The 20,535-nt window shown below is 65.7% G+C and carries 19 protein-coding genes; 3 read left to right on the top strand and 16 right to left on the bottom strand.

The window, feature by feature from the left end; translation table 11 throughout:
* Positions 1-11 precede the first annotated feature (11 nt).
* The 10 genes from F6X61_RS19650 to F6X61_RS19605 are packed head-to-tail and all read right to left on the bottom strand — an operon-like array spanning position 12 to position 7,844.
* Entirely contained in the window at positions 12-437 is a 426-nt protein-coding gene (locus F6X61_RS19650) for a thioesterase family protein (RefSeq protein ID WP_153788034.1), read from the bottom strand.
* The gene (hutH, locus tag F6X61_RS19645) at positions 430-1,974 is read right to left on the bottom strand and encodes a histidine ammonia-lyase (protein WP_153788033.1); all 1,545 of its coding nucleotides are present in this window, start codon (positions 1,972-1,974) and stop codon (positions 430-432) included. Before hutH ends, F6X61_RS19650 begins: the two co-directional genes overlap by 8 nt.
* Positions 1,955-2,887, bottom strand: coding sequence for a glycosyl transferase (locus F6X61_RS19640; protein WP_153788032.1), 933 nt, complete (start codon positions 2,885-2,887; stop codon positions 1,955-1,957). The genes hutH and F6X61_RS19640 overlap by 20 nt, the downstream gene beginning before the upstream one ends.
* Positions 2,884-3,618, bottom strand: a complete 735-nt coding sequence (locus F6X61_RS19635) for a glycosyltransferase family 2 protein (protein ID WP_153788031.1) — start codon at positions 3,616-3,618, stop codon at positions 2,884-2,886. Before F6X61_RS19635 ends, F6X61_RS19640 begins: the two co-directional genes overlap by 4 nt.
* Positions 3,611-5,290, bottom strand: a complete 1,680-nt coding sequence (locus F6X61_RS19630; protein WP_153788030.1) for an AMP-binding protein — start codon at positions 5,288-5,290, stop codon at positions 3,611-3,613. Before F6X61_RS19630 ends, F6X61_RS19635 begins: the two co-directional genes overlap by 8 nt.
* Entirely contained in the window at positions 5,287-5,832 is a 546-nt protein-coding gene (locus F6X61_RS19625; RefSeq protein ID WP_153788029.1) for a hypothetical protein, read from the bottom strand. Before F6X61_RS19625 ends, F6X61_RS19630 begins: the two co-directional genes overlap by 4 nt.
* A complete protein-coding gene (locus F6X61_RS19620; protein ID WP_110995337.1) occupies positions 5,829-6,083 on the bottom strand; it encodes an acyl carrier protein in 255 nt (84 codons plus the stop codon). The genes F6X61_RS19625 and F6X61_RS19620 overlap by 4 nt, the downstream gene beginning before the upstream one ends.
* A gap of 9 nt (positions 6,084-6,092) precedes the next feature.
* Positions 6,093-6,365: a phosphopantetheine-binding protein gene (locus tag F6X61_RS19615; RefSeq protein ID WP_023632703.1), complete on the bottom strand. Its 273-nt coding sequence runs from the start codon at positions 6,363-6,365 to the stop codon at positions 6,093-6,095.
* Entirely contained in the window at positions 6,334-7,152 is an 819-nt protein-coding gene (locus tag F6X61_RS19610) for a 1-acyl-sn-glycerol-3-phosphate acyltransferase (RefSeq protein ID WP_153788028.1), read from the bottom strand. The genes F6X61_RS19615 and F6X61_RS19610 overlap by 32 nt, the downstream gene beginning before the upstream one ends.
* Complete coding sequence (locus F6X61_RS19605) at positions 7,128-7,844, bottom strand: beta-ketoacyl synthase chain length factor (RefSeq protein ID WP_153788027.1); 717 nt, start codon at positions 7,842-7,844, stop codon at positions 7,128-7,130. The genes F6X61_RS19610 and F6X61_RS19605 overlap by 25 nt, the downstream gene beginning before the upstream one ends.
* 313 nt (positions 7,845-8,157) lie before the next feature.
* On the opposite strand from F6X61_RS19605, the gene F6X61_RS19600 reads away from it, so the two are divergent.
* The 3 genes from F6X61_RS19600 to F6X61_RS19590 all read left to right on the top strand — a co-directional run bounded on the left by F6X61_RS19600 (position 8,158) and on the right by F6X61_RS19590 (position 9,658).
* Positions 8,158-8,931, top strand: a complete 774-nt coding sequence (locus tag F6X61_RS19600) for a ParA family protein (protein ID WP_110995334.1) — start codon at positions 8,158-8,160, stop codon at positions 8,929-8,931.
* Between the two features lie 72 nt (positions 8,932-9,003).
* Positions 9,004-9,312: a type II toxin-antitoxin system HigB family toxin gene (locus F6X61_RS19595; RefSeq protein ID WP_153788026.1), complete on the top strand. Its 309-nt coding sequence runs from the start codon at positions 9,004-9,006 to the stop codon at positions 9,310-9,312.
* Positions 9,302-9,658: a type II toxin-antitoxin system HigA family antitoxin gene (locus tag F6X61_RS19590; protein WP_153788025.1), complete on the top strand. Its 357-nt coding sequence runs from the start codon at positions 9,302-9,304 to the stop codon at positions 9,656-9,658. The genes F6X61_RS19595 and F6X61_RS19590 overlap by 11 nt, the downstream gene beginning before the upstream one ends.
* Before the next feature lie 11 nt (positions 9,659-9,669).
* On the opposite strand, the gene trxC is transcribed toward F6X61_RS19590, so the two are convergent.
* The 6 genes from trxC to thrS form a co-directional block, all read right to left on the bottom strand.
* Positions 9,670-10,104, bottom strand: a complete 435-nt coding sequence (trxC, locus tag F6X61_RS19585; RefSeq protein ID WP_153788024.1) for a thioredoxin TrxC — start codon at positions 10,102-10,104, stop codon at positions 9,670-9,672.
* Positions 10,105-10,219: 115 nt separating this feature from the next.
* Positions 10,220-11,680, bottom strand: coding sequence for a protein adenylyltransferase SelO (gene selO, locus F6X61_RS19580; RefSeq protein WP_153788023.1), 1,461 nt, complete (start codon positions 11,678-11,680; stop codon positions 10,220-10,222).
* A gap of 163 nt (positions 11,681-11,843) precedes the next feature.
* Entirely contained in the window at positions 11,844-15,152 is a 3,309-nt protein-coding gene (gene mscK, locus F6X61_RS19575) for a mechanosensitive channel MscK (RefSeq protein WP_153788022.1), read from the bottom strand.
* A 35-nt stretch (positions 15,153-15,187) separates the two neighbouring features.
* Entirely contained in the window at positions 15,188-16,930 is a 1,743-nt protein-coding gene (locus F6X61_RS19570; protein ID WP_110995330.1) for a potassium/proton antiporter, read from the bottom strand.
* Between the two features lie 283 nt (positions 16,931-17,213).
* Entirely contained in the window at positions 17,214-18,281 is a 1,068-nt protein-coding gene (locus F6X61_RS19565; RefSeq protein WP_153788021.1) for a 3-deoxy-7-phosphoheptulonate synthase, read from the bottom strand.
* 268 nt (positions 18,282-18,549) lie between these two features.
* Positions 18,550-20,460: a threonine--tRNA ligase gene (gene thrS, locus F6X61_RS19560; RefSeq protein ID WP_153788020.1), complete on the bottom strand. Its 1,911-nt coding sequence runs from the start codon at positions 20,458-20,460 to the stop codon at positions 18,550-18,552.
* Positions 20,461-20,535: the final 75 nt, after the last annotated feature.

Here is a 20,535-nt window from a genome sequence, read left to right as displayed (position 1 = left end):
GAGCAGGCGACTCATGACAGCACCTTGGCAACCGCATCGAGCATCGCCTGCGGCGAGGCCAGTTGCATCTCGCCGCTGTCGATATGCACGGCTACCTGCACGGTGCTGGCACGGGTCATGCGCTCGCCGGTTTCGGCATCGCTGATCAGGTAATGGATCTTCAAGCGGTTCTCCCACTCCACCAGGCTGGCGCGTACGGTCAGGCGCTGGCCGAAGGTGGCACCGCGGATGTAGCGCAGCTGCAGGTCGATCACCGGCCAGTGATAACCGGAGGCCTGCATGCCGCGGTAATCGTGCTGCAGGCGTTCGAGCAAGGCGCAGCGGGCGACTTCCAGGTACTTGACGTAATGCCCGTGCCAGACGATGTGCATGCTGTCCACATCGAAGAACGGCACGACGATCTCGCTGTCGACGTGAAACACCCCGGGGTTACGCATGCAGCCTCCAGTGGCGCTGGCCGATACGGGTCAGGCACAGGCGCAGGTCGTGTTCCAGGGCGCGGTCCTCGATCACCGGGGCGAAGTCGGCCAGCAGCAGTTGGTGCATCTGTTCGAGCGCGGGCGGCAGAGGCCGGGCGTCGGCCTGGCGGCCACGCAGCCAGACGCCCTGGTTGGCCGCCAGCAAGGTGGCGGCGGCGACCTGCTCGGTCAGCTCCAGCACCCGCAGGGCATCGCGCGCGGCAATGGTGCCCATGCTCACCTTGTCCTGGTTGTGGCATTCGGTGGAGCGCGAGAACACGCTGGCCGGCATGGTCTGCTTGAGGGCTTCGGCGGTCCAGGCGCTGGCGCCGATCTGCACGGCCTTGAAACCGTGGTTGAGCATGGCCCGCTCGGCCTCGGCGCCGGACAGGTTGCTCGGCAGGCCGTGGTTGTAGCGCACGTCCACCAGCAGCGCGAGCTGCCGGTCGAGCAGGTCGGCGACGTTGGCCACCAGGGTTTTCAGGCTGTCCATGGCGAAGGCGATATGCCCGCCGTAGAAGTGCCCGCCGTGCAGCACGCGCTCGGCGTCGCCGTCGATGATCGGGTTGTCGTTGGCGCTGTTCAGTTCGGTTTCGATGAAGCCGCGCAGCCAGCCCAGGCTGTCGGCCAGCACGCCGAGCACATGGGGCGCGCAGCGCAGCGAGTAGCGGTCCTGCAGGCGGTGCAGCGACGGCAGCGGCGCGTCGATGGCCAGGTCCTGGCGCAGCCAGGCGGCCACCTGGGTCTGGCCCGGGTGCGGCTTGGCGGCGAACAGGCGCTCGTCGAAGTGCTCCGGGTTGCCCTGCAGGGCGATCACGTTGAGCGCGGTGATGCGCGTGGCCAATTGCAGCAGGTAGTCGGCGCGGGCGAAGGCCAGGCAGGCCAGGCCGGTCATTACCGCGGTGCCGTTCATCAGCGCCAGCGCTTCCTTGGGGCGCAGCACCAGCGGCTGCCAGCCCAGCTCGCGGTGCACCTCGGCACTGCTGCGGCGCTCGCCCTGATACAGCACCTCGCGCTCGCCGGAGAGGGTGGCGGCCACGTAGGACAGCGGCGTCAGGTCGCCGCTGGCGCCCACCGAGCCCTCTTCGGGGATCAGCGGCAGGATGTCGTGTTCGAGGAACAGTTGCAGGCGCTCCAGCAGTTCCATGCGCACCCCCGACACGCCATGGCTCAGCGAGCGCAGGCGCGCCGCCAGCACCGCGCGGGTGGCCGCTGCATCGAGCAGGCGGCCCAGGCCGCAGCCGTGGAAGGTGTACAGGTGACGCGGCAGGCTTTCGACATGCTCCAGCGGCACGGCCACCACGCAGGAGTCGCCGTAACCGGTGGTGACCCCATAGATCACCCCTTCCTGGTCGAGCAGGGTGTCGAGAAAGCGTGCGCCACGGGCGATGCGCTCGCGGTACTCGGCATCGTCCTGCAGGCGGCTGGCGGCACGGCGCTCGGCCACGGCCAGCACGTCCTCGATGGCCAGCGGCGCTTCGCCGAAGGTGACAGGCTCATGGGGTTGCATCGTCATCGCTCTTCCAGAAAGGGTAGAAATTGAACCACTGCAGTGGCGCCTGGCGGCAGTAATGGGCCAGGCGTTCGGCGTAGCGGGCCGTCCATTGCTGGATCACCTGGTCACGCTCGGCACGCCGCCATTGCAGCTGTGCGGCGAAAGGTTCCAGGGTGATCTGGTAGCGGCCGTCGAGCTTGAGGCAGAACAGCAGGTTGACCGGGCAGCCGAGCAGCCCGGCCAGCAGCCACGGGCCTTGCGGGAACGCGGCCGGCTGGCCGAGAAAGTCCACGCTGGCGGTGCGCGCGCCATGCAGCGGCACGCGGTCGCCGGCGATCGCCAGCCACTCGCCACGCTCCAGGCGTTGCGAGAGCTGCAGCATGATCGCCGGGTCCAGCTCGCTGACCTGGATCAGCCGCAGGTGGGTGGCCCCGGCCTCGCCGAGCAGGCGGTTGAACTGCTCGGCATGGCGGGTATGCACCAGCACGTTCATGGTCACCTGCTCGCCCAGTTCGGCCAACGCCCGACACACCTCGAGGTTGCCCAGGTGGGCGCCCACCAGCAGTTGCCCGCGCTCGCCGCGCAGCTGCCCGCGCAATCCGGCTGGGTCGACGATATCGATGTCTTCCAGGCGCAGGCGGCCGTTCCACACGTCGAGCTTGTCCAGCAGGGCGTCGGCGAAGGCCATGAACTGGCGAAACACCTGCCACTGGCTGGGCGCTGGCGTGTGCCCTGCGCTCCAGCGGTGCAGGCGCTGCTGGTACTGCCAGGCGCTGCGCCGGGCGCGGCGGCCGAACAGGAAGAAGTAGGCGACGATCACATGGATCAGCGGGCTGAGCAGCCGGCGCCCGAGCAGGCGTGCCAGTAGCGCGGTCAGCTGCATCAACCGGAAGCTGCCGCGCTCGCGTTGCGCGGCCCAGTGCTGCTCGCTCATCGGCGCCACCGGCGCCATAGGATCAGTGGGCTGCGCAGGAGCATGCCGAAGAACAGCTTGGCGTGCATCTTCGAGATCAGCGCGTTGTCGTGCACCAGGCGAAAGTGCGACAGGCCGTCCTGCGGGTAGCGCACCCGGGTCGGCAGCCAGCGCATCGGCTGGTTGCGCCAGGCCAGGCGCACCAGGATCTCGGGGTCGAAGTCCATGCGTTTGCCCAGTTGGACGCTGTCGATCAGCGCCAGGGTTGGCGGCAGCGGGTAGACGCGAAAGCCGCACATCGAATCGGGAATGGCCAGCGACAGGCTGTTGATCCACACCCATACATGGGTGAGGTAGCGGGCATACAGACGACCCTTGGGCACACTGGCGTCGTACTGTGGATAACCGCACACCAGCGCCTGTGGATAAACCTGCGACTGGGCCAGGAAGTGGCCGACATCGGCCAGGTCGTGCTGGCCGTCGGCGTCCACCTGCAGGGCGTGGCTGAAGCCCAGCCGCGCGGCCTCGCGCAGGCCGGCCATCACCGCGCCGCCCTTGCCCTGGTTGACCGCCAGTTGCACCAGGTGCACATCCTCGCGCTCGGCCAGCTGGCGCAGCACCTTGGCGCACGGCGCATGGCTGGCGTCATCCACCAGCACGCAAGGCAGGCCGGCGCGCAGCAGGTCGTCGACCACCTTGGGCACGGCCTGTTCGTGGTTGTACACCGGGATCACCGCGCAGGGTTTATGCACTGGCGGCCTCCAGCAGGATGCGGCCGCTGGCGCAGGCTTGGCCGGCGCGGGTGTAGCTGAAGTACAGCTTGCTGCGGTCCGGCTCGAAGCGCAGGTCCAGCTGCAGTGTGTCGCCGGGGCGCACCAGTTGCTGGAACTTGAGCACTTCCATGCCGGCGAAGCGCAGGTTGGCGGCCAGCAGGGGTGCAGCGAGGGCGATGGCCCAATCGAGCTGGACCACGCCGGGCAGTACCGGGGTCTGCGGGAAATGGCCGGTGAAGCAGGGCAAGTCCAGCGGCACGGCCAGGCGCAGTTGCAGCTGGTTGCCTTCACGGGCCTGTTCCAGCACCTCGGGGGCCTGGCTGCGAGCGGCCAGCAGCAACGCCGTGACCTCGGCCTGGGGCAGCTTGCCCTGGGCGTTGCACGGCAGCTGGCGCAGCAGGCGCCAGCGCCGGGGCAGGGCGATGGCCTCGCAGTGTTCGGCCAGGTGCGCACGCAGGCCCTCCAGCAGTGCGCGGCGCCCCTGGTTACGCAGCGCATGCAGGCCTTCGGCGCTTGGCACCAGCAGGGCACCGAGGAAGGCGCGACCTTCTTCGATCACCCCCAGGCGCGCCTCGGCGACCCAGGCGTGGGCGCACAGGGCCTGTTCGAGCATGGGCAGGGAAATGCGTTTTTCTTCCAGCTTGACGGTGCGGTCGAGGCGGCCGAGCAGTCGAAAGCGCCCGTCGCTGGCGAACTCGGCGGCATCGGCGCTTTGCTCGACGTGGCCGGCAGGCAGGTAGGGCGAGGCGATGCGCAGGGCGCCGTCGGCATCCTGGCTGAGTACCACGCCGGCGAACGGCTGCCACAGGGCTTCACCCTGGCGCCAGGCGATGCCGCCGGTTTCGGAGCTGCCGAGGATTTCCGTGGGCCACTGGCCGAGGCGCTGGTGCAGGCGTTCGGCGGCTTCGGCGGGCAGTTCGCCGCCGGAGGAGAATACCCGTCGCACCGTGCTCAGCCCGGGCCAGTCGAGGTTGTCGCCCATGCGCTTGAGCAGCGCCGGGCTGGCCACCCAGGCGAACGCCGGGTGTTCGCGGCTGGCGCGTTGCAGGTCTTCGGGGAACGGCTGGGCCCTGCGGGCGAAGCCGCGACCGGCGCACAGCGGCCACAGCACGCGGAACAAAAGGCCGTAGATGTGCTGGGTGGCGACGCTGCCGAGGATGTGCGCATCGCCCAACGATGCGCCCCACAACTGCTCCAGGGCGATGACTTCGTTGGCCAGTTGGCGCAGGCATTTGTCGATGCGCTTGGGCTCGCCGCTGGAGCCCGAGGTGCACAGGCTGATGCGGCATAGGTCCGGGTCGAGGTCGGCGCTGGCCAGTGGTTCGCCCAGCAGGTCGTCGAGTTGTGGGTCGCCCGGCTGGTCGCTGAGCCACAGGTCGACCTGGGCCTGCCAGCGGGCGCGGGTCTGCGCTTGCAGGTCGGCGGTCAACAGCACCTGCGCCCCGGCGCGCCAGGCGCCGAGCAGGGCGATGGCCAGCGTCGCTGCGTCATCCACATGCACCGCCAGGCGTTGCACGCCCCGGGCTTGCAGGCCACCGGCCAGGCGCAGGGCTTGCCGGCACAGCGCGGCGTGGTCCAGGGCCGGCGCCTCGGTCACCGGGCGTGACGTGGCCAGCGGGCGCAACAGGTGTTCGAGGTTGATCCAGTTCATGAGCGTCCTCGCACACGTTGACGTATCAGCCATTCCACGGCGAACAGCAGGCCCATCGCGGCGTAGGCGATCAGGCCGTTGTACAGGGTCCACCAGGCCAGCGGCGCCCACAGGGTCAGGCCGGCGGCGATCAGGCCGTTGACCAGGAAGAACAGGCACCAGGCCTGGGTCACCCGCCGCGTGTAGCGCACCGCCGCCGGTGGCAGTTCGGGTTCGCGCAGCCGCGCCAGGCGCTCGGCCATTGGCATGCCCTGCAGCAGGCTGCTGCCGAACAGGCCGAGTAAGAAGGCGCTGATCAGCACGGGGTACCAGCGCAGCAGTTGCGCGCTGTCGGACAGCGCCAGCAGCGCGCAGAAACCCAGCGCCGCCAGCGCCATCCACAGGCCGCCGGGGCGTTGTGGCGCGCTCAGTGCGCGGGCCAGCCACAGGCCGCCGAGCAGCAGGGCGAACTGCCACGGGGCGAAGTGGCCCAGGCCGTAGTGCACGGCAAACGGATACAGCACGCCGGCCAGCAGCAGGCCGAGGCCGACCAGGCGTTTCATGCCGCGCTGTTTACCAGGCGATGAACCGCTTCGACCACATCGTTGACGGTGCGTACCGACTTGAAGTCCTCGGCGCTGATCTTCTTGCCGGTCTTGCGCTTGATGTGATCGAGCAGGTCGATGGCGTCGATGCTGTCGATTTCCAGGTCCTGGTACAGGTGCGATTGCAGGCTGATGCGCTCGGGCTCGAGCTCGAACAGCTCGACCAGGGCGTCACGGAGGGTGTTGAAGATGTCTTCGCGGGTTTGCATGGTGCGGTCTCAGGCGGCCTGGCGGGCGGTGATGAACGCCGCGAGGGTGGCGACGTTGGTGAAATGGCTGCGGGTGTCCTTGGCATCGGCGTCGATCTTGATGCCGTAGCGCTTCTGGATCGCCAGGCCCAGCTCGAGGGCGTCCACCGAGTCCAGGCCCAAGCCTTCGCCGAACAGTGTCTGTGCGTCGTCGATGTCCTGCACGCTGATGTCTTCCAGGCCCAGGGCGTCGATGATCAGTTGCTTGATGTCACGGTTCAGGTCGTGCTGTGCATCGCTCATCGGTGGCGAGCTCCTTGTTGTAGTACTGGTGCAGGTAATCGTTAAGTTTGCGCGACGCCAGGGGGGCCGGGCCAAGGCTGGCGAAGGCCTGGGGGTCGATGTCGGCGCCGACGCGCAGGCTGAAGTGCACGCGCCGCCGGGGGATGCGGTACCAGGGCTCGTGCTTGGTCAGGGTGGTGGGGCTGACCTGGATGATCACCGGTGTGATGATTTTCGCACCGCGCAGGGCGATCGCGGCGGCGCCACGATGGAAGGCCGGGGCCTGGCCGGGCGGGGTGCGGGTGCCTTCGGGGAAGATCACCAGCGGCTGGCCCTGCTGCAGCGAGGCGGCGGCGCTGTCGAGCATGTCCAGGCTGCCGTCGTTGCCGATGTACTGCGCCTCGCGCACCGGCCCACGGGTGAAGGGGTTGCCGAACAGGCTGTGCTTGACCACGCAGTTGGCGTCGCGCACCTGCCCGAGCAGGAACACCACGTCGATCAATGAAGGGTGGTTGGCGATGATCATCTGCCCGCGCCGGCCCAGGCGTTCGGCGCCGCTGATCTCGAAGGTGAGCACACCGAGGCCGCGCATGATCAGGATGAACCGCCAGAACAGCCAGCCGATGGTGCGTCGGGCGCGTTGGCGATGCTGTTCGCCACTGCCCGGCAGGCAGGCCAGCAGTGGGAACACCAGCAGGCGCAGGCACAGCCCGCCCAGGCCGAACAGCAGGAAGCTCAGGGCGGTGGCCGCCAGGCGCCACAGGTAGGCGTCGCGGGGGCGGTTCATGGCTGACGTTGCCAGTTCCATGTGCGACGGCTCCAGGTGTGGGAAAAGGCGTTGTGGCCGCTGAGCGAGGCGTGCAGCCACGCCAGGGCATGGGGCAGCTCGGGGGCTGGCGCCGTTTGTGCCGGCCCAAGGGACAGCTGCCATTGCTGGCCGGGGGTGAGCAGCAGCGCCACGGCGTAGGCGAACGGCACATCGCTGATGCAGGGCGCGTAGGCGGCCGGGGGTTGTTCCTCGGTGACGATCAGCAGCACCGCCGGTGCACCTTCGGCGAGCAGCGCGGCGGCTTCCATGGCGCCTTGCTCGAAGCCGTCGCCGGCGGCGGCCAGGGCGGTCATCTCGCAGGTTTGCCCGCGCATGATCGACCACAGGCCGATCATCGCGTTGTGCACCGACAGGCTGAACTGGGTCGGCGACAACGGCTGCTGGCTGGCCAGTTCGCTGAGGATCGAGAAGGTGCGCGGGGTTTCACCGTGGCGCGAGACGAACACCAGTGGCAGCTGGGCGTGGCCTTCGGCCAATGGCCAGCCGACGGCAAAGGCCATGCGCGCCATATGGCTCAGGCGGCGGCGCTGCAAGGCTGGCAGGAACGCCACGTCCGGCGCCTGCTCGGCACCGGGCTCGCGTTCGGCGCCGTCCGCCCAGGCCTGCCAGTCGGCAGGGCTGTGCAGGCCCGGGGCCCAGGCACGCCATTGGCTGATGTCGAAGGTGATCATGATGAGTGTGACGTTCCGCCCTGAGGGAGTTCCTGTCCGTGGGAATGACTCGGAGCACGCGCCGTGCGGGCTTGGCGCACGGGAAGGTGGCGCGCATTATCCCGGTGCACGGGACGTGTATCAATCCACATGATGGCTATCGGACAACATCCACACGCATATGCGTCATGTCCGCTTCCATGGCTGCACGGTTTCCGACAGTCGGTTACGCGCAGGTTGTCGGGCTGCATGCCGTCAACTTGAGCGAACAACGCTGGCCAATGGCGCAGTGTCGCCACATACTCGGGCATTCGTTGATACACGGAGGTCTGACATGCGGCGCGTGGTGTTCAATCAGAAAGGTGGCGTGGGCAAATCGAGCATTGCCTGCAATCTGGCGGCGGTGAGTGCCAGCGAAGGCTATCGGACCCTGCTGATCGACCTGGATGCCCAGGCCAACTCGACCCAGTACCTGACCGGCCTGACCGGCGACGACATCCCCATGGGCATCGCCGACTTCTTCAAGCAGTCGCTGTCCAGCGGCCCGTTCGCCAAGAAGAACAAGGTCGATATCTACGAAACACCGTTCGACAACCTGCATGTGGTCACCGCCACGGCAGAGCTGGCCGACCTGCAGCCCAAGCTCGAGGCCAAGCACAAGATCAACAAGCTGCGCAAACTGCTCGAAGAGCTGGACGAGGACTACGAGCGGATCTACATCGATACCCCGCCGGCCCTTAATTTCTATGCCGTTTCCGCGCTGATCGCCGCTGATCGCGTGTTGATCCCCTTCGACTGCGACAGCTTCTCGCGTCAGGCCCTGTATGGCCTGCTGGCCGAGATCGACGATTTGAAGGAAGACCACAACGACGAACTGGTGGTCGAAGGCATCGTGGTCAACCAGTTCCAGTCACGCGCCAGCCTGCCGCAGCAGATGCTCGATGAATTGCTGGCCGAGGGGTTGCCGGTGCTGCCGGTGTATCTGAGCAGTTCGGTGAAGATGCGCGAATCCCACCATGCCAGTTTGCCGCTGATCCATCTGGAGCCACGGCATAAGCTGACTCAGCAGTTTGTTGAGTTGCATGATCTGCTCGAACGTAGCGCTTAGCGCAGACGTAACCGTACTTGCAGGTCTCGCAGCAGCTGTCTAATATCTCCCAAAACGGGAGATTGCGCTGGGATGCGGATAATTGCTAAGCGAACGTTGGTCAAGTTTTGGGAAATGCCTGGGCATGAGGATGCCAAGGCCCCGCTTGAAAGCTGGCATGACTTGGTGCTCAAGGCAGACTGGTCTTCTCCCCAGGACGTGAAGGCTCAGATCAGAACTGCCAGTGTTTGTGCCAACAATCGAGTGGTGTTCAACATCGGGGGCAACAAGTACCGCCTCGTGGTGGAAATGCAGTACCGGGCCGGCATTGCCTGGGTGAAGTTCGTCGGCACGCACAGGCGTTATGACGAGATCGATGTGGAGACGATCAATGAATATTAAGCCTATCCGCAGTGATGATGATCTGCAGGCCGCGTTCAAACGGTTAGAGGCCATTTTCCAGGCCGAGCCCGGCACGCCCGAGGCGGATGAAATGGAAGTGCTTGTTACATTGATCGAAGTCTATGAGAACAAACACTATCCCATTCAGGCCGCCGACCCTATCGAGGCTATCAAGTTCTGCATGGATCAACAGGGGCTTACAGCACGTGATCTTGAGCGCTACATCGGCCCGAGTGGACGCGTTTCCGAAGTGTTGAATGGCAAGCGTGGCCTGAGTCTTTCGATGATCAAGCGCCTTCACGATGGCTTGAGGATCCCCTACGAGTCGCTCCTTGCGGGAGCGTAATAAACCCCTCTCTAGACCCCTTGCCCACGCAGCCACTCCAGCAGCGACTGGAGTGGAAACGCGCCGGCCTGGCGAGTCACTTCACGGCCATTCTTGAACAGAATCAAGCTAGGAATCGACCGAATGCCCAGTTGCCCGGCAAGATTGCGATTGGCCTCGCTGTCGAGTTTGGCCAGGCGGCAACGGCCAGCCAGCTGGCGGGCCGCCTGTTCGAAGGTCGGGGCGAAGCTCTTGCACGGGCCACACCAGTCGGCCCACACATCCAGCAGCAGCGGCAGGTCGCCCTTGATCTGGGCGGCGTAGTTGGCTTCGGTCAGGTCGAAGGGGCGGGACAACAGCATGTCCTGCTTGCAGCGGCCGCATTTCGGGCTGTCGCCCAGGCGGTCGGCGGGCAGGCGGCTGAGGCCGTTGCAGTGGGGGCAGGGGATTACCAGGGTTGCAGTCATGTATTGCTCCAAGGGGGGCGTGGGAGCGGGCTTGCCCCGCGATGGCGTCAGATCAGGCAGTGACGTTGTAGCGGCTGACGCTATCGCGGGGCAAGCCCGCTCCCACAGGTGAATGTCAGGAAGAGCAGCTTATCTCCAGATGCTTGCCCCACTCCGGCGGCCGCTCGGCATAAGCCTGCATGCCGGCCTGTTCCTCGAACGGCTTGCTCAACACCTGATGCAGCCGCCGCACTTCACTGTAGTCACCCGCCTCCGCCGCCTCGATGGCCTTCTGCGCCAGGTAATTGCGCAGCACATACAACGGATTGACCGCATGCATCCGCTCACGCCGCCCCTCGGCGTTACCCGGCTCACGCTGGCAGCGTGCCAGGTACTCGGCGCCCCAGGCGTCGAAACCGGCCAGGTCGACGAAGTCATCGCGTACCACTTGCAGCGCTTCGGCCGCTGGCTGGTCGCCGAGCTTGCGGAAGAACAAGGTGTAGTCCACGCCACCGCTTTGCATGCGCTGCAGCAGGCGTTCTACCAACGCCATGTCGTCATCTTCTGCCGTGGTCAGGCCCAGGCGGCGGCGCATCAGGTCGAGGTAGTGGGCCTGGTACAGCGGCAGGAACAGCGCCAGCACTTCTTTAAGCGGCTCGACCTCTATCACCGTGGTCAGGGCCTGGGCCAGGGCGCTCAGGTTCCAGTGAGCGATCGGCACCTGGTTGGCATAGCTGTAGCGGCCACGGTCGTCGGAGTGGTTGCAGATGAAGTTGGCGTCGAAGTCGTCGAGGAAGGCGTAAGGGCCGAAGTCGAAGGTGATGCCAAGGATCGACATGTTGTCGGTGTTCATCACCCCATGGCAGAAGCCATAGGCCTGCCAGCGGGCGATCAGCTCGGCGTTGCGCTCGACGATGGTGCGGAACATGGCCAGGTAGGGCTGCTCGGCGTCGCGGCATTCGGGGTAGTGCTGGTCCAGCACATGGTCGATCAGCACCCGCTGCTGCTCGGGCTGCTTGGTGTAGTAGAAGTATTCGAAGTGGCCGAAGCGCACGTGGCTCTGGGCCAGGCGCAGGAGCATGGCGGCACTTTCGCGGGTTTCGCGCCACACCGGGGTGCTCGAGCCGATCACGCACAGTGCGCGGCTGCTGGGAATGCCCAGGGCGTGCAGGGCTTCGGAAGCGAGGAACTCACGGATCGACGAGCGCAGCACCGCGCGGCCGTCGCCCATGCGCGAGTAGGGGGTCTGGCCGGCGCCCTTGAGGTGCAGGTCCCAGTGCTCGCCGGCGTCGTTGAGTACTTCGCCCAGCAGCAGACCGCGGCCATCGCCCAGGCGCGGGTTGTACGAGCCGAACTGGTGGCCGGAATAGACCATCGCCCGCGGGTCGGCTTGTTCCCATAGCTTGTGGCCGCCGAACAGCTCGGCGAATACCGGCAGCTCGGCCTGGGCCGGGTCGAGGTCGAGCAGGGCCATGGCCGAGGTGCTGGCGACGACCAGACGCGGCTCGGCGATCGGCTCGGGCAGAACCTGGGTGGAGAAGGCGTCGCCGAGCTGGGCGAAGCGGTTGTCGAAGCTGAGGTGGTCGAGGGACTTCACGGGGCCTGCTCCTGGATTCGGTGCGATTGGGGCCGCTTTGCGGCCCTTCGCGGGTAAACCCGCTCCCACAGGGATCGCGCTGGCTCTGTGGGAGCGGGTTTACCCGCGAACGAGGGCGCAGCCCTCGCAGCGATTCTCGACAGGATAAAGGATCTGAGGCCGGTCAGGCGCCCGGCGTGCCATCCGGCTTCGGCTGCTCCATCGGGATCAGTTGCTGCTTGCCGCCCTTGGTATCCATCACGAACACCTCCACCTGGCGTACCGAGATCTTGATGTCGTGCGCCTTGAACTCCCGATTGATGTAGCGGTTGAGCTCATCCAGCGTCGGGTTGCGGTCGCCCAGGTCGCGCACGTGCATGCGCAGTTCATGGTCCAGCGAACTCTCGCCGAAGTTGAGGAAGTACACGATCGGCTCCGGGTCCTTGAGCACCCGCGGGTTCTCGTGGGCGCCCTTGAGCAGGATATCGCGCACCAGGTCCAGGTCCGAGCCGTAGTCGATGCCCAGCTTCAGCGTCACGCGGGTGACCGTGTCGGTCAGCGACCAGTTGATCAGCTGGCCGGTGATGAAGGTCTTGTTGGGGACGATGATGTCCTTGCGGTCGAAGTCGGTGATGGTGGTGGCGCGGATGCGGATCTTGCTCACCGTGCCGGACAGGTTGCCGATGGTGATGGTGTCGCCGATCCGTACCGGGCGCTCGAACAGGATCATGATGCCGGAGATGAAGTTGGCGAAGATCTCCTGCATGCCGAAGCCCAGGCCCACCGACAGCGCCGCCACCAGCCATTGCAGTTTGTCCCAGCTGACCCCGAGGGTCGACAGGGTGCTGACGATGCCGACCCCGACGATGATGTACGACAGCAACGTGGTGGTGGCGTAGGCGCTGCCCTGAGCCAGGTTGAGCCGCGACAGCACCAGCACTTCGAGCAGGCCTGGCAGGTTGCCGGCCAGGGCGAAGGTGATGCCGACGATCACCAGCGCCCCCAGCAGGTCGCCGAGGCTGATCGGCACCATGCTGGCGGCGGCGCCGGTGCCGCTGGTGTATTCGTAGAGGGTGAAGTTGTTGAGGTAGGAGAACACCGAGATCAGGTCTGCCCACACCCAGTACAGGCCGGCGATGAAACCACCCAGCAGGGCCAGGCGGATCAGGCGCAGGGACTGCTGGTTGACCTGCTCGATGTCCAGGGTCGGCTCCTCGACCGGCACTTCGCCGTCCAGGCCTTCCTTGGCCGCCTGGCGTTTGCTCAGGGCGCGCTGGTAGGCCAGGCGCCGCGCCGCCACCGACAGGCCGCGCACGAAGGCGGCCTCGATCACCAGCCAGAACAGCAGCAGATAGAGGGTGTAGATCAGGCGGTCGGTGAGTTTGAGCGCGGTGTAGTAGTAGCCGAAGCACACCGCCACGAACAGGGCGATGGGCAGGGCGGTGAAGGCCACCCCGACCGCGCGGCGGAACAGCGAGGTGTCGCGGTGCGCCGGGCTGCTCAGCAGCAGGCGGCTGAGCAGCCAGGCCATCAGCGCATAGCAGGCCAGCACCACGCCGATGCCCAGCACGTCGTCGGCCAGTGCCGAGGGCTGGTGTTCGGCCACCGCCACCACGCCCACCAGGGCCAGCACCACGGTGCCCAGCCGGCGCACCCAGCCACGCAGGAACTCGACCTGCGGCTTGTGCCAGCGGAAGTGGATCTCGGCCACGCCACCCGGGGCGAGGATGCGGTAGGCGGTGTAGAACACCAGCCAGGCCTGGGCCAGTTGCCAGAGGGCGGCGCCGAGGTTGGCGTTTTGCCCGCGGGCGTCGATCTGCAGGGCGTAGCTGCCCAGCGCCAGGGCCAGGGCCACCGGCATGGCCAGGAGGATGTTGATCAGGATCGCCTGGGGCGTGTGCCACTGGCTGTCACGCTTGAAGTGGCCGATGTCCTGGTGAACCTTGCCCAGGCGTTGGTACAGGTACTTGCGTCGCCACAGCAGGGCGCCGATCACCAGCAGCAGCGGCAGGAACAGCAGCGGGCGCTGGCTGAGGCCGTCCGCCAGTTCCTTGATCCCCGAGCCCCAGGGCAGGCTGGCGACCTGGTCGGCCAGGCGCTCCGGCACGAAGCGCAGCCATTCCCAGTCCAGCGGCTTGTTGCTGGGGATCCAGAACATCTGCTCGTCCAGGGTGGTGCGCAGGTTCTGGGCGGTGCCGAGCAGTTGCTTCTGGTTCAGTTGCAGGGTGATCGATTCGTTGAGCAGCGCGGAAAGCTCGCGGTTCAGGCGTTCGAGCAGGTCGCCACGGGTGATCGCCACTTCCAGCAGGGCCTTGCGCAACTGCGGTGTGGCGTCTTCCTGCGGCTGGCTGGCCAGCAGCTTGTCGACATAGCTGGACGGGCTGCTCATCTGCTCGCGTTGCTGGTTGATCTCGAACTGGTACAGGCGGATATCGGCGATCTGGTCGGCCAGGTCGCGGTCGACTTTCAGGTGCGGCAGGGCCTGCTTCTGTTTGTAGAGGATCTTCGACAGCAGCAGGCTGCCCTTGAGCACGTTGATCTGCTCGTCCAGTGCCTGGTCGGCCTGGGTCAGGCTGTCCAGCTGCTGCTTGGTCCTGAGGTTCTGCTGGGTCAGCTCGTTCAGGCGGTCGGTGCTCTTGAGCAGGTAATCCGACAGCTTGAGGTTGGCGGTGCTCTCGTTGGCCAGCACGGTGCTGCCGCCGGCCTTCTGCGCTTCGATCGACTGCTGGGTGACAGCCTGCTGGGATTGGGCCAGGCGCTTGTCGTTGATCAGCGTCTGCAGGTCCTGGATCTCTTGCTCCAGCCGCGCGGCGCGGGCGATCAGCAGGTCGTGACGGGCGTTGCCCAAGTCTTGCAGCAGGCTGTTGGCGGCCAGTTCCTGGCGGCGCAGCAGGGTCAGGGCGTTGAGCGAGGCCAGCTCGGCGTTGAGCTGGTTGCGCAGGTCGCTGGTCAGCGCCTTGCCGCCGTCCTTGCCGCTCTTGAGGCTGTTGTTGATCTGCTGGGCGCGGGTCTGGCTGCTGCTGATCTCGGCCTGGGCCCGTTCGGGCCGGGTCTGCGAGTTGATGATCAGGCTGTTGGCTTCGGACAGGGCCTTTTGCAACTCGCCCTGCTGGGTGCTGCGCTCGCTGAGCATCTGTTCGAGCTGCGGCACCGTAAGGCTGGCATAGCGTTGGGCCACGGGTATGGCGCTGGCGTTCTTGAGCTTGTCCAGCTCGCGCTGGCTGTCGCGGGTTTCCTGGGGGGCAGTGGCCAGTTGCTGCTTGAGGGCTTCGAGTTTTTTCTCGCTGTCCTCCTTGCTGGCCAGCAGTGCCAGGGTCTGCTCCAGCACTTGCTGCACTGCCTTCTGTTCGGCTTCGGGCAGCTTGCGCTCGGCGATCTTGTCGAGGCTGTTCTGGATACCCGAGGTGGTCGGGACCTCCGCCGCGGTGGCCGCGAACGAGAGGGTCAGGCACAGCCCCAGCAGGGCTGCGCGGCAGTAATGGCGCAGGGACATAGGCAGGATTCTTGTGCTACGGGGCAAATCGGAGTTTAGAGGAACAAGCCGGGGCCAGGCCGGGTACCTTCGGGGAATCTGACGCCGACTTTCTGGATCTTGTTCCCGTCCATGACCGCGACGGTCCAGATCGTGCCGTGCCATTCGATCTGGTCGCCTACTACTGGAGCGCCTCCGACCTTCTGTCGGATGAACTGCGCCAGCGGCATTTTCGCGTCCAGGCCGTCGAGTTTCAGGCCATAAAGTGCGGCCACCGCGCCCAGTTCGGCATCGCCTTCGAGGACGAAGTCACCGAAGAAGCGCAGGTCCAGGCCACGTTGCGGTGCCTGGCTGAACAGCTTGCCCAGCGCCGGCAGGTTGTGTTCGTGGCCGATCACGCAAAGCATGTCGCCGACTTCCAGCACGGTACTGCCCGAAGGGTGCAGCAGTTGTTCGCTGCGAAACAGCGCGGCGATGCGCGTGCCCTCGGGCATCTTCAGCTCACGCAGGGCGGCGCCGATGCACCACTTCTCGGCGCCCAGGCGGTAGACGAACAGCTCCCACTCGCTGGTGATGTGCACTTCCAGCGCCGAGCGCGAAATCGGTGCCGGGTCTGGCGGTACCGTGACCTTGAGCAGCTTGGCCATCCACGGCAGGCTGGTGCCTTGCACCAGCAGCGACACCAGCACGATGAAGAACGCCAGGTTGAAGAACAGCTGCGCGTCCGGCAGCCCGGCCATCAGCGGGAACACCGCGAGGATGATCGGTACCGCGCCGCGCAGGCCGACCCAGCTGATGAAGCCCTTTTCACGGCCATGGAAGGCCTTGAACGGCAGCAGCGCGGCGACCACCGACAGCGGCCTTGCAACCACGATCATCCACAGCGCCAGGCCCAATGCCGGCAGGGCGATGGGCAGCAGGTCGTGGGGCGTGACCAAGAGGCCCAGCACCAGGAACATGCCGATCTGCGCAAGCCAGGCCATGCCGTCGAGCATGTGCAGGATGCCATGGCGGCTGCGCACCGGCTTGTTGCCCAGCACCAGGCCGCACAGGTAGACGGCGAGGAAGCCGCTGCCGTGCAGGGCGTTGGTCAGCGAGAACACCGCAAGGCCGCCGGCTATCACCAGGATCGGGTACAGGCCGCCAGCCAGGTTGATGCGGTTGACCAGCTGCAGCATCAGCCAGCCGCCGCCCAGGCCCAGCAGCGTACCGATGCCGAATTCGCGCAGCAGGTGGGTGAGCAGGCTCCAGTGCAGGCCGGTCTGGCCGCTGGCGATCATGTCGATCAGGGTGACGGTGAGGAACACCGCCATCGGGTCGTTGCTGCCCGACTCGATTTCCAGGGTGGCGGTGACCCGTTCGTTGAGGCCTTTGCCGCCGAGCAGCGAGAACACTGCCGCCGCGTCGGTGGAGCCGACGATGGCGCCGATCAGCAGGCCTTGGATCATGCTCAGGTTGAACAGCCAGGCGGCGACCATGCCGGTCAGCGCGGTGGTGATCATCACGCCCACCGTGGCCAGCGACAGCGCCGGCCACAGGGCTACGCGAAAGCTTGCGACCCGGGTGCGCAGGCCGCCGTCGAGCAGGATCACCGCCAGCGCCAGGTTGCCTACCAGGTAGGCGGTCGGGTAGTTGTTGAAGATGATGCCGCCGCCGTCCACGCCGGCGACCATGCCGACGGCGAGGATGATGACCAGGATCGGGATGCCCAGGCGCGATGACAGCGAGCTGACCAGGATACTTGCACCCACCAGCAATGCGCCGATCAAGAACAGGCTGTTGATGGTGCTTGCATCCAAAGGCAGTTACTCCGGTACATCGCGGGGGAAGGGACCTGAAGGTGTGAACTAGCAGGTCGCGTGCCAATCGATTCTAACCTGATGAATTGGCAGCATGTAAAGCGTTTCTGCATATGAAAAAGGCACCTTGAGAAGCCATGCCTTTCAAGGTGTTCGAGCAGATCGAGCGCCGCCCGCACGGCGCTCGATCCGACCCTTCCACGACCTTGAAGGAGATGCCTCCAGGAAGGTGCCTTCAGCAGGCCGCTGCATCGGCCGCAAAGCAGGGCCGAGCCGCTCGGTTTCAGACCCGTTCGGCGGCGCGGCGCAACAGCGTGCGGGTATCGTCCCAGCCGAGGCAGGCGTCGGTAATGGACACGCCGTAGCGCAGTTGCCTCGAAAGGTCCTGCCGGCCGGGGTTCAGATTGCTCTCCAGCATGACACCGAACAGGTCATGGTTACCTGCCTGGCGCTGTGCCAGCACTTGCTCCAGTACCTGTGGTTGACGGGTAAAGTCCTTGTTGCTGTTGGCATGGCTGCAATCCACCAGCAAGCGTGGGGCGATGCCGGCGGCCATGAGCTGCGCGCGTGCCTGGGCGACGGAGTCGGCGTGATGGTTAGGGCCGTTACGTCCACCGCGTAGCACCAGATGACTATCGCGGTTGCCGGTGCTGCTGATCAGCGCCGGCTGGCCATACAGGTCGATGCCGAAATAGCGGTGCGGGTGGGCAGCGCTGTTGATGGCGTCGCAGGCCACCCCCAGGCCGCCATCGGTGCCGTTCTTGAAACCCGCCGGTACGTCCAGGCTGCTGATCAGCTCGCGATGGATCTGCGATTCACAGGTCCTGGCACCGATCGCGACCCAGCTCAGCAGGTCGCTGAAATACTGTGCGGCCATGGGTTGCAACATCTCACAGGCTAACGGCAGGCCGAGCCCGACCAGCTCCAGCATCAGCGACCTGGACAACTCCAGGCCGGCCAGCATGTCGTCGCTGCCGTCGAGGTTGGGGTCGTACATCAGGCCTTTCCAACCGACCGTGGTCCGTGGCTTTTCCACATAGGCACGCATGACGATCAGCAGCCGGTCACGCAGTTCGTCGGCGAGTTCGGCCAGTTTTCCTCCATATTCGACGGCAGCCTGGCCATGATGCAGCGAACAAGGGCCGACGATCACGAGCAGGCGCGGGTCGGTGCCATGGATGATGTCGCGAACGTGCTGGCGCTGTCGTTGCACCTGTACTGCCAGGTGTTCGTGCAGTGGCAGCGCAGCCCTCAGCGCTTGGGCGCTGGGCAGTGCCTGGGTAACGGCATCCATGTCCGTACGGCTGGCTGAAGCAAGGGCGGGCGAACGCAAAGTGGCAATGGTGTTCATGTCTGACATCCTGGTTGTCGTTCTGGAGAACAGAGGGCCCGCTGACGGGGGTAAGCAGCGCTTTGCCGTCGACGCACAGGCACGAGCCGACGACGCATGCGCGTAGCTGCAAGGCAAAGCAGAATGGTCTCGAGAGGGAGGCGGCGTGCCGCGCTAGTCGGGTGGGGCTTCGAACATCACGGTCTCCTGAGTTCAGCGTCCGTGGCAAACCGGCTGATGCCTGGTCTGGCCGCAGGCTCTGTGGGTTCAGAACCTGCGGCGGGCCGTATCAGTGCATCTGGGTGTCCTTGAGCAGCAGTTCGGCGAAGTCATCGACGCTGAGTATGCCGAGGTCCTCGCCGGCACGGCTGCGGACGGCGACTGTGCCGCTGTCTTTCTCGCGGTCGCCGATCACCAGTAGGTAAGGCACGCGCTGCAGCGTGCTTTCGCGGATCTTGTAGCCGATTTTCTCGTTGCGCAGGTCTGCCTCGACTCGCAACCCACGGTCACACAGCTGCTGGCGAACCAGGTCGGCATAGCCGTTCTGTGCCTCGGTCACGGTCAGCAACATGGCCTGCACAGGTGCCAGCCAGGTTGGGAAAACCCCTGCGTGGTGCTCGATGAGGATGCCGATGAAACGTTCCAACGAGCCGACGATTGCCCGGTGAAGCATGACCGGGCGGCGCCGCTGTGAGTGTTCGTCGACGTACTCGGCGCCCAGACGGTCGGGCATGTGGTAGTCGACCTGGATGGTGCCGACCTGCCATTCCCGGCCAATGGCGTCGCGCAGGTGGTACTCGATCTTGGGGCTGTAGAATGCGCCTTCGCCTGGCAGCTCCTCCCAGCTCACGCCGCAGGCCCGCAGCGCCGAGCGCAGCTGGTTTTCCGCTTTGTCCCAGACATCATCGCTGCCCAGGCGCTTGCTGGGTTCCGGGCGCAAGGCGATCTTGACCGCCACATCCTCGAAGCCGAAGGCCTTGTAGACCTTCTGTGCCTGGTGATGGAAGGTGCGGATCTCCGACTCGATCTGCTGCTCGGTACAGAAGATATGCCCGTCATCCTGGGTGAAGGCACGCACCCGCATGATGCCGTGCAGGGCCCCTGAAGGTTCATTGCGGTGGCAACCACCGAACTCGCCGTAACGAATCGGCAGCTCGCGGTGGCTGCGCAGGCCGAATTTGAAGATCTGAATGTGGCCCGGGCAGTTCATGGGCTTGAGCGCGTACTGGCGGTTTTCCGATTCGGTGACGAACATGTTTTCCTTGTAGTTGTCCCAGTGCCCGGACCGGCGCCAGAGCGAGCTGTCCACCACCTGCGGGGAGCGCACTTCCTGATAACCGCTGTCGCGGTACACCTTGCGCATGTACTGCTCCACGGTCTGCCAGATCGCCCAGCCCTTGGGGTGCCAGAACACCATGCCTGGCGCTTCCTCCTGCTGGTGGAACAGGTCGAGCTGCTTGGCCAGCTTGCGGTGGTCGCGCTTCTCCGCTTCTTCCAGCTGCGACAGGTAAGCCTTGAGCTGTTTGTCGTTCAACCAGGCGGTGCCGTAGATGCGGCTGAGCATCGCGTTGCTGGAGTCGCCGCGCCAATAGGCCCCGGCCACCTTCATCAGTTTGAACGCGCCAAGCTTGCCGGTATCCGGCACATGTGGCCCACGGCACAGGTCGATGAACTCACCTTGTTGATACACCGAGAGGGTTTCGCCTGCCGGGATATCCTCGATGATCTTCACCTTGTACGACTCACCCAGGCTGCTGAACAGCTCGATGGCCTGCGCGCGAGGCAGCTCCCGGCGTTCGATGGCCAGTGCGCTGTCGACGATCCGCTGCATCTCGGCCTCGATCAGCGGCAGGTCGTCCTGGTTGAAAGGGCGCTCGGCCACGAAGTCGTAGTAGAACCCGTTGTCGATCACCGGGCCAATGGTCACCTGGGTGCCCGGGTACAGGCGCTGGACGGCCTGTGCCATCAGGTGCGCGGTGGAGTGGCGAATGATCTCCAGGGCATCTGCGCTTTTGGTTGTGATGATCTCGACCGTGTTGTCGCCGGTCAGCAGGTGCGAGGCATCGACCAGACGCCCGTCGACCTTTGCCGCCAGGGTCGCGGCCGCCAAGCCGCTGCCGATGGTCTGTGCCAGTTGCTGGACGTTGAGTGGCTCCGGGAATTGCTTGCGGCTGCCATCCGGCAGAGCGATAGAGATCATGTTTTTGCTGTCCATGTAGTTTGACGTTGGCACTGTTGTGCCGGTGTAGAGAGCCCTGCGTAATCCTGTGCAAGG

Source organism: Pseudomonas sp. EMN2, assembly GCF_009650555.1.
GTDB lineage: Bacteria > Pseudomonadota > Gammaproteobacteria > Pseudomonadales > Pseudomonadaceae > Aquipseudomonas > Aquipseudomonas sichuanensis.
This window is presented reverse-complemented; position numbering and strand designations above follow the sequence as displayed.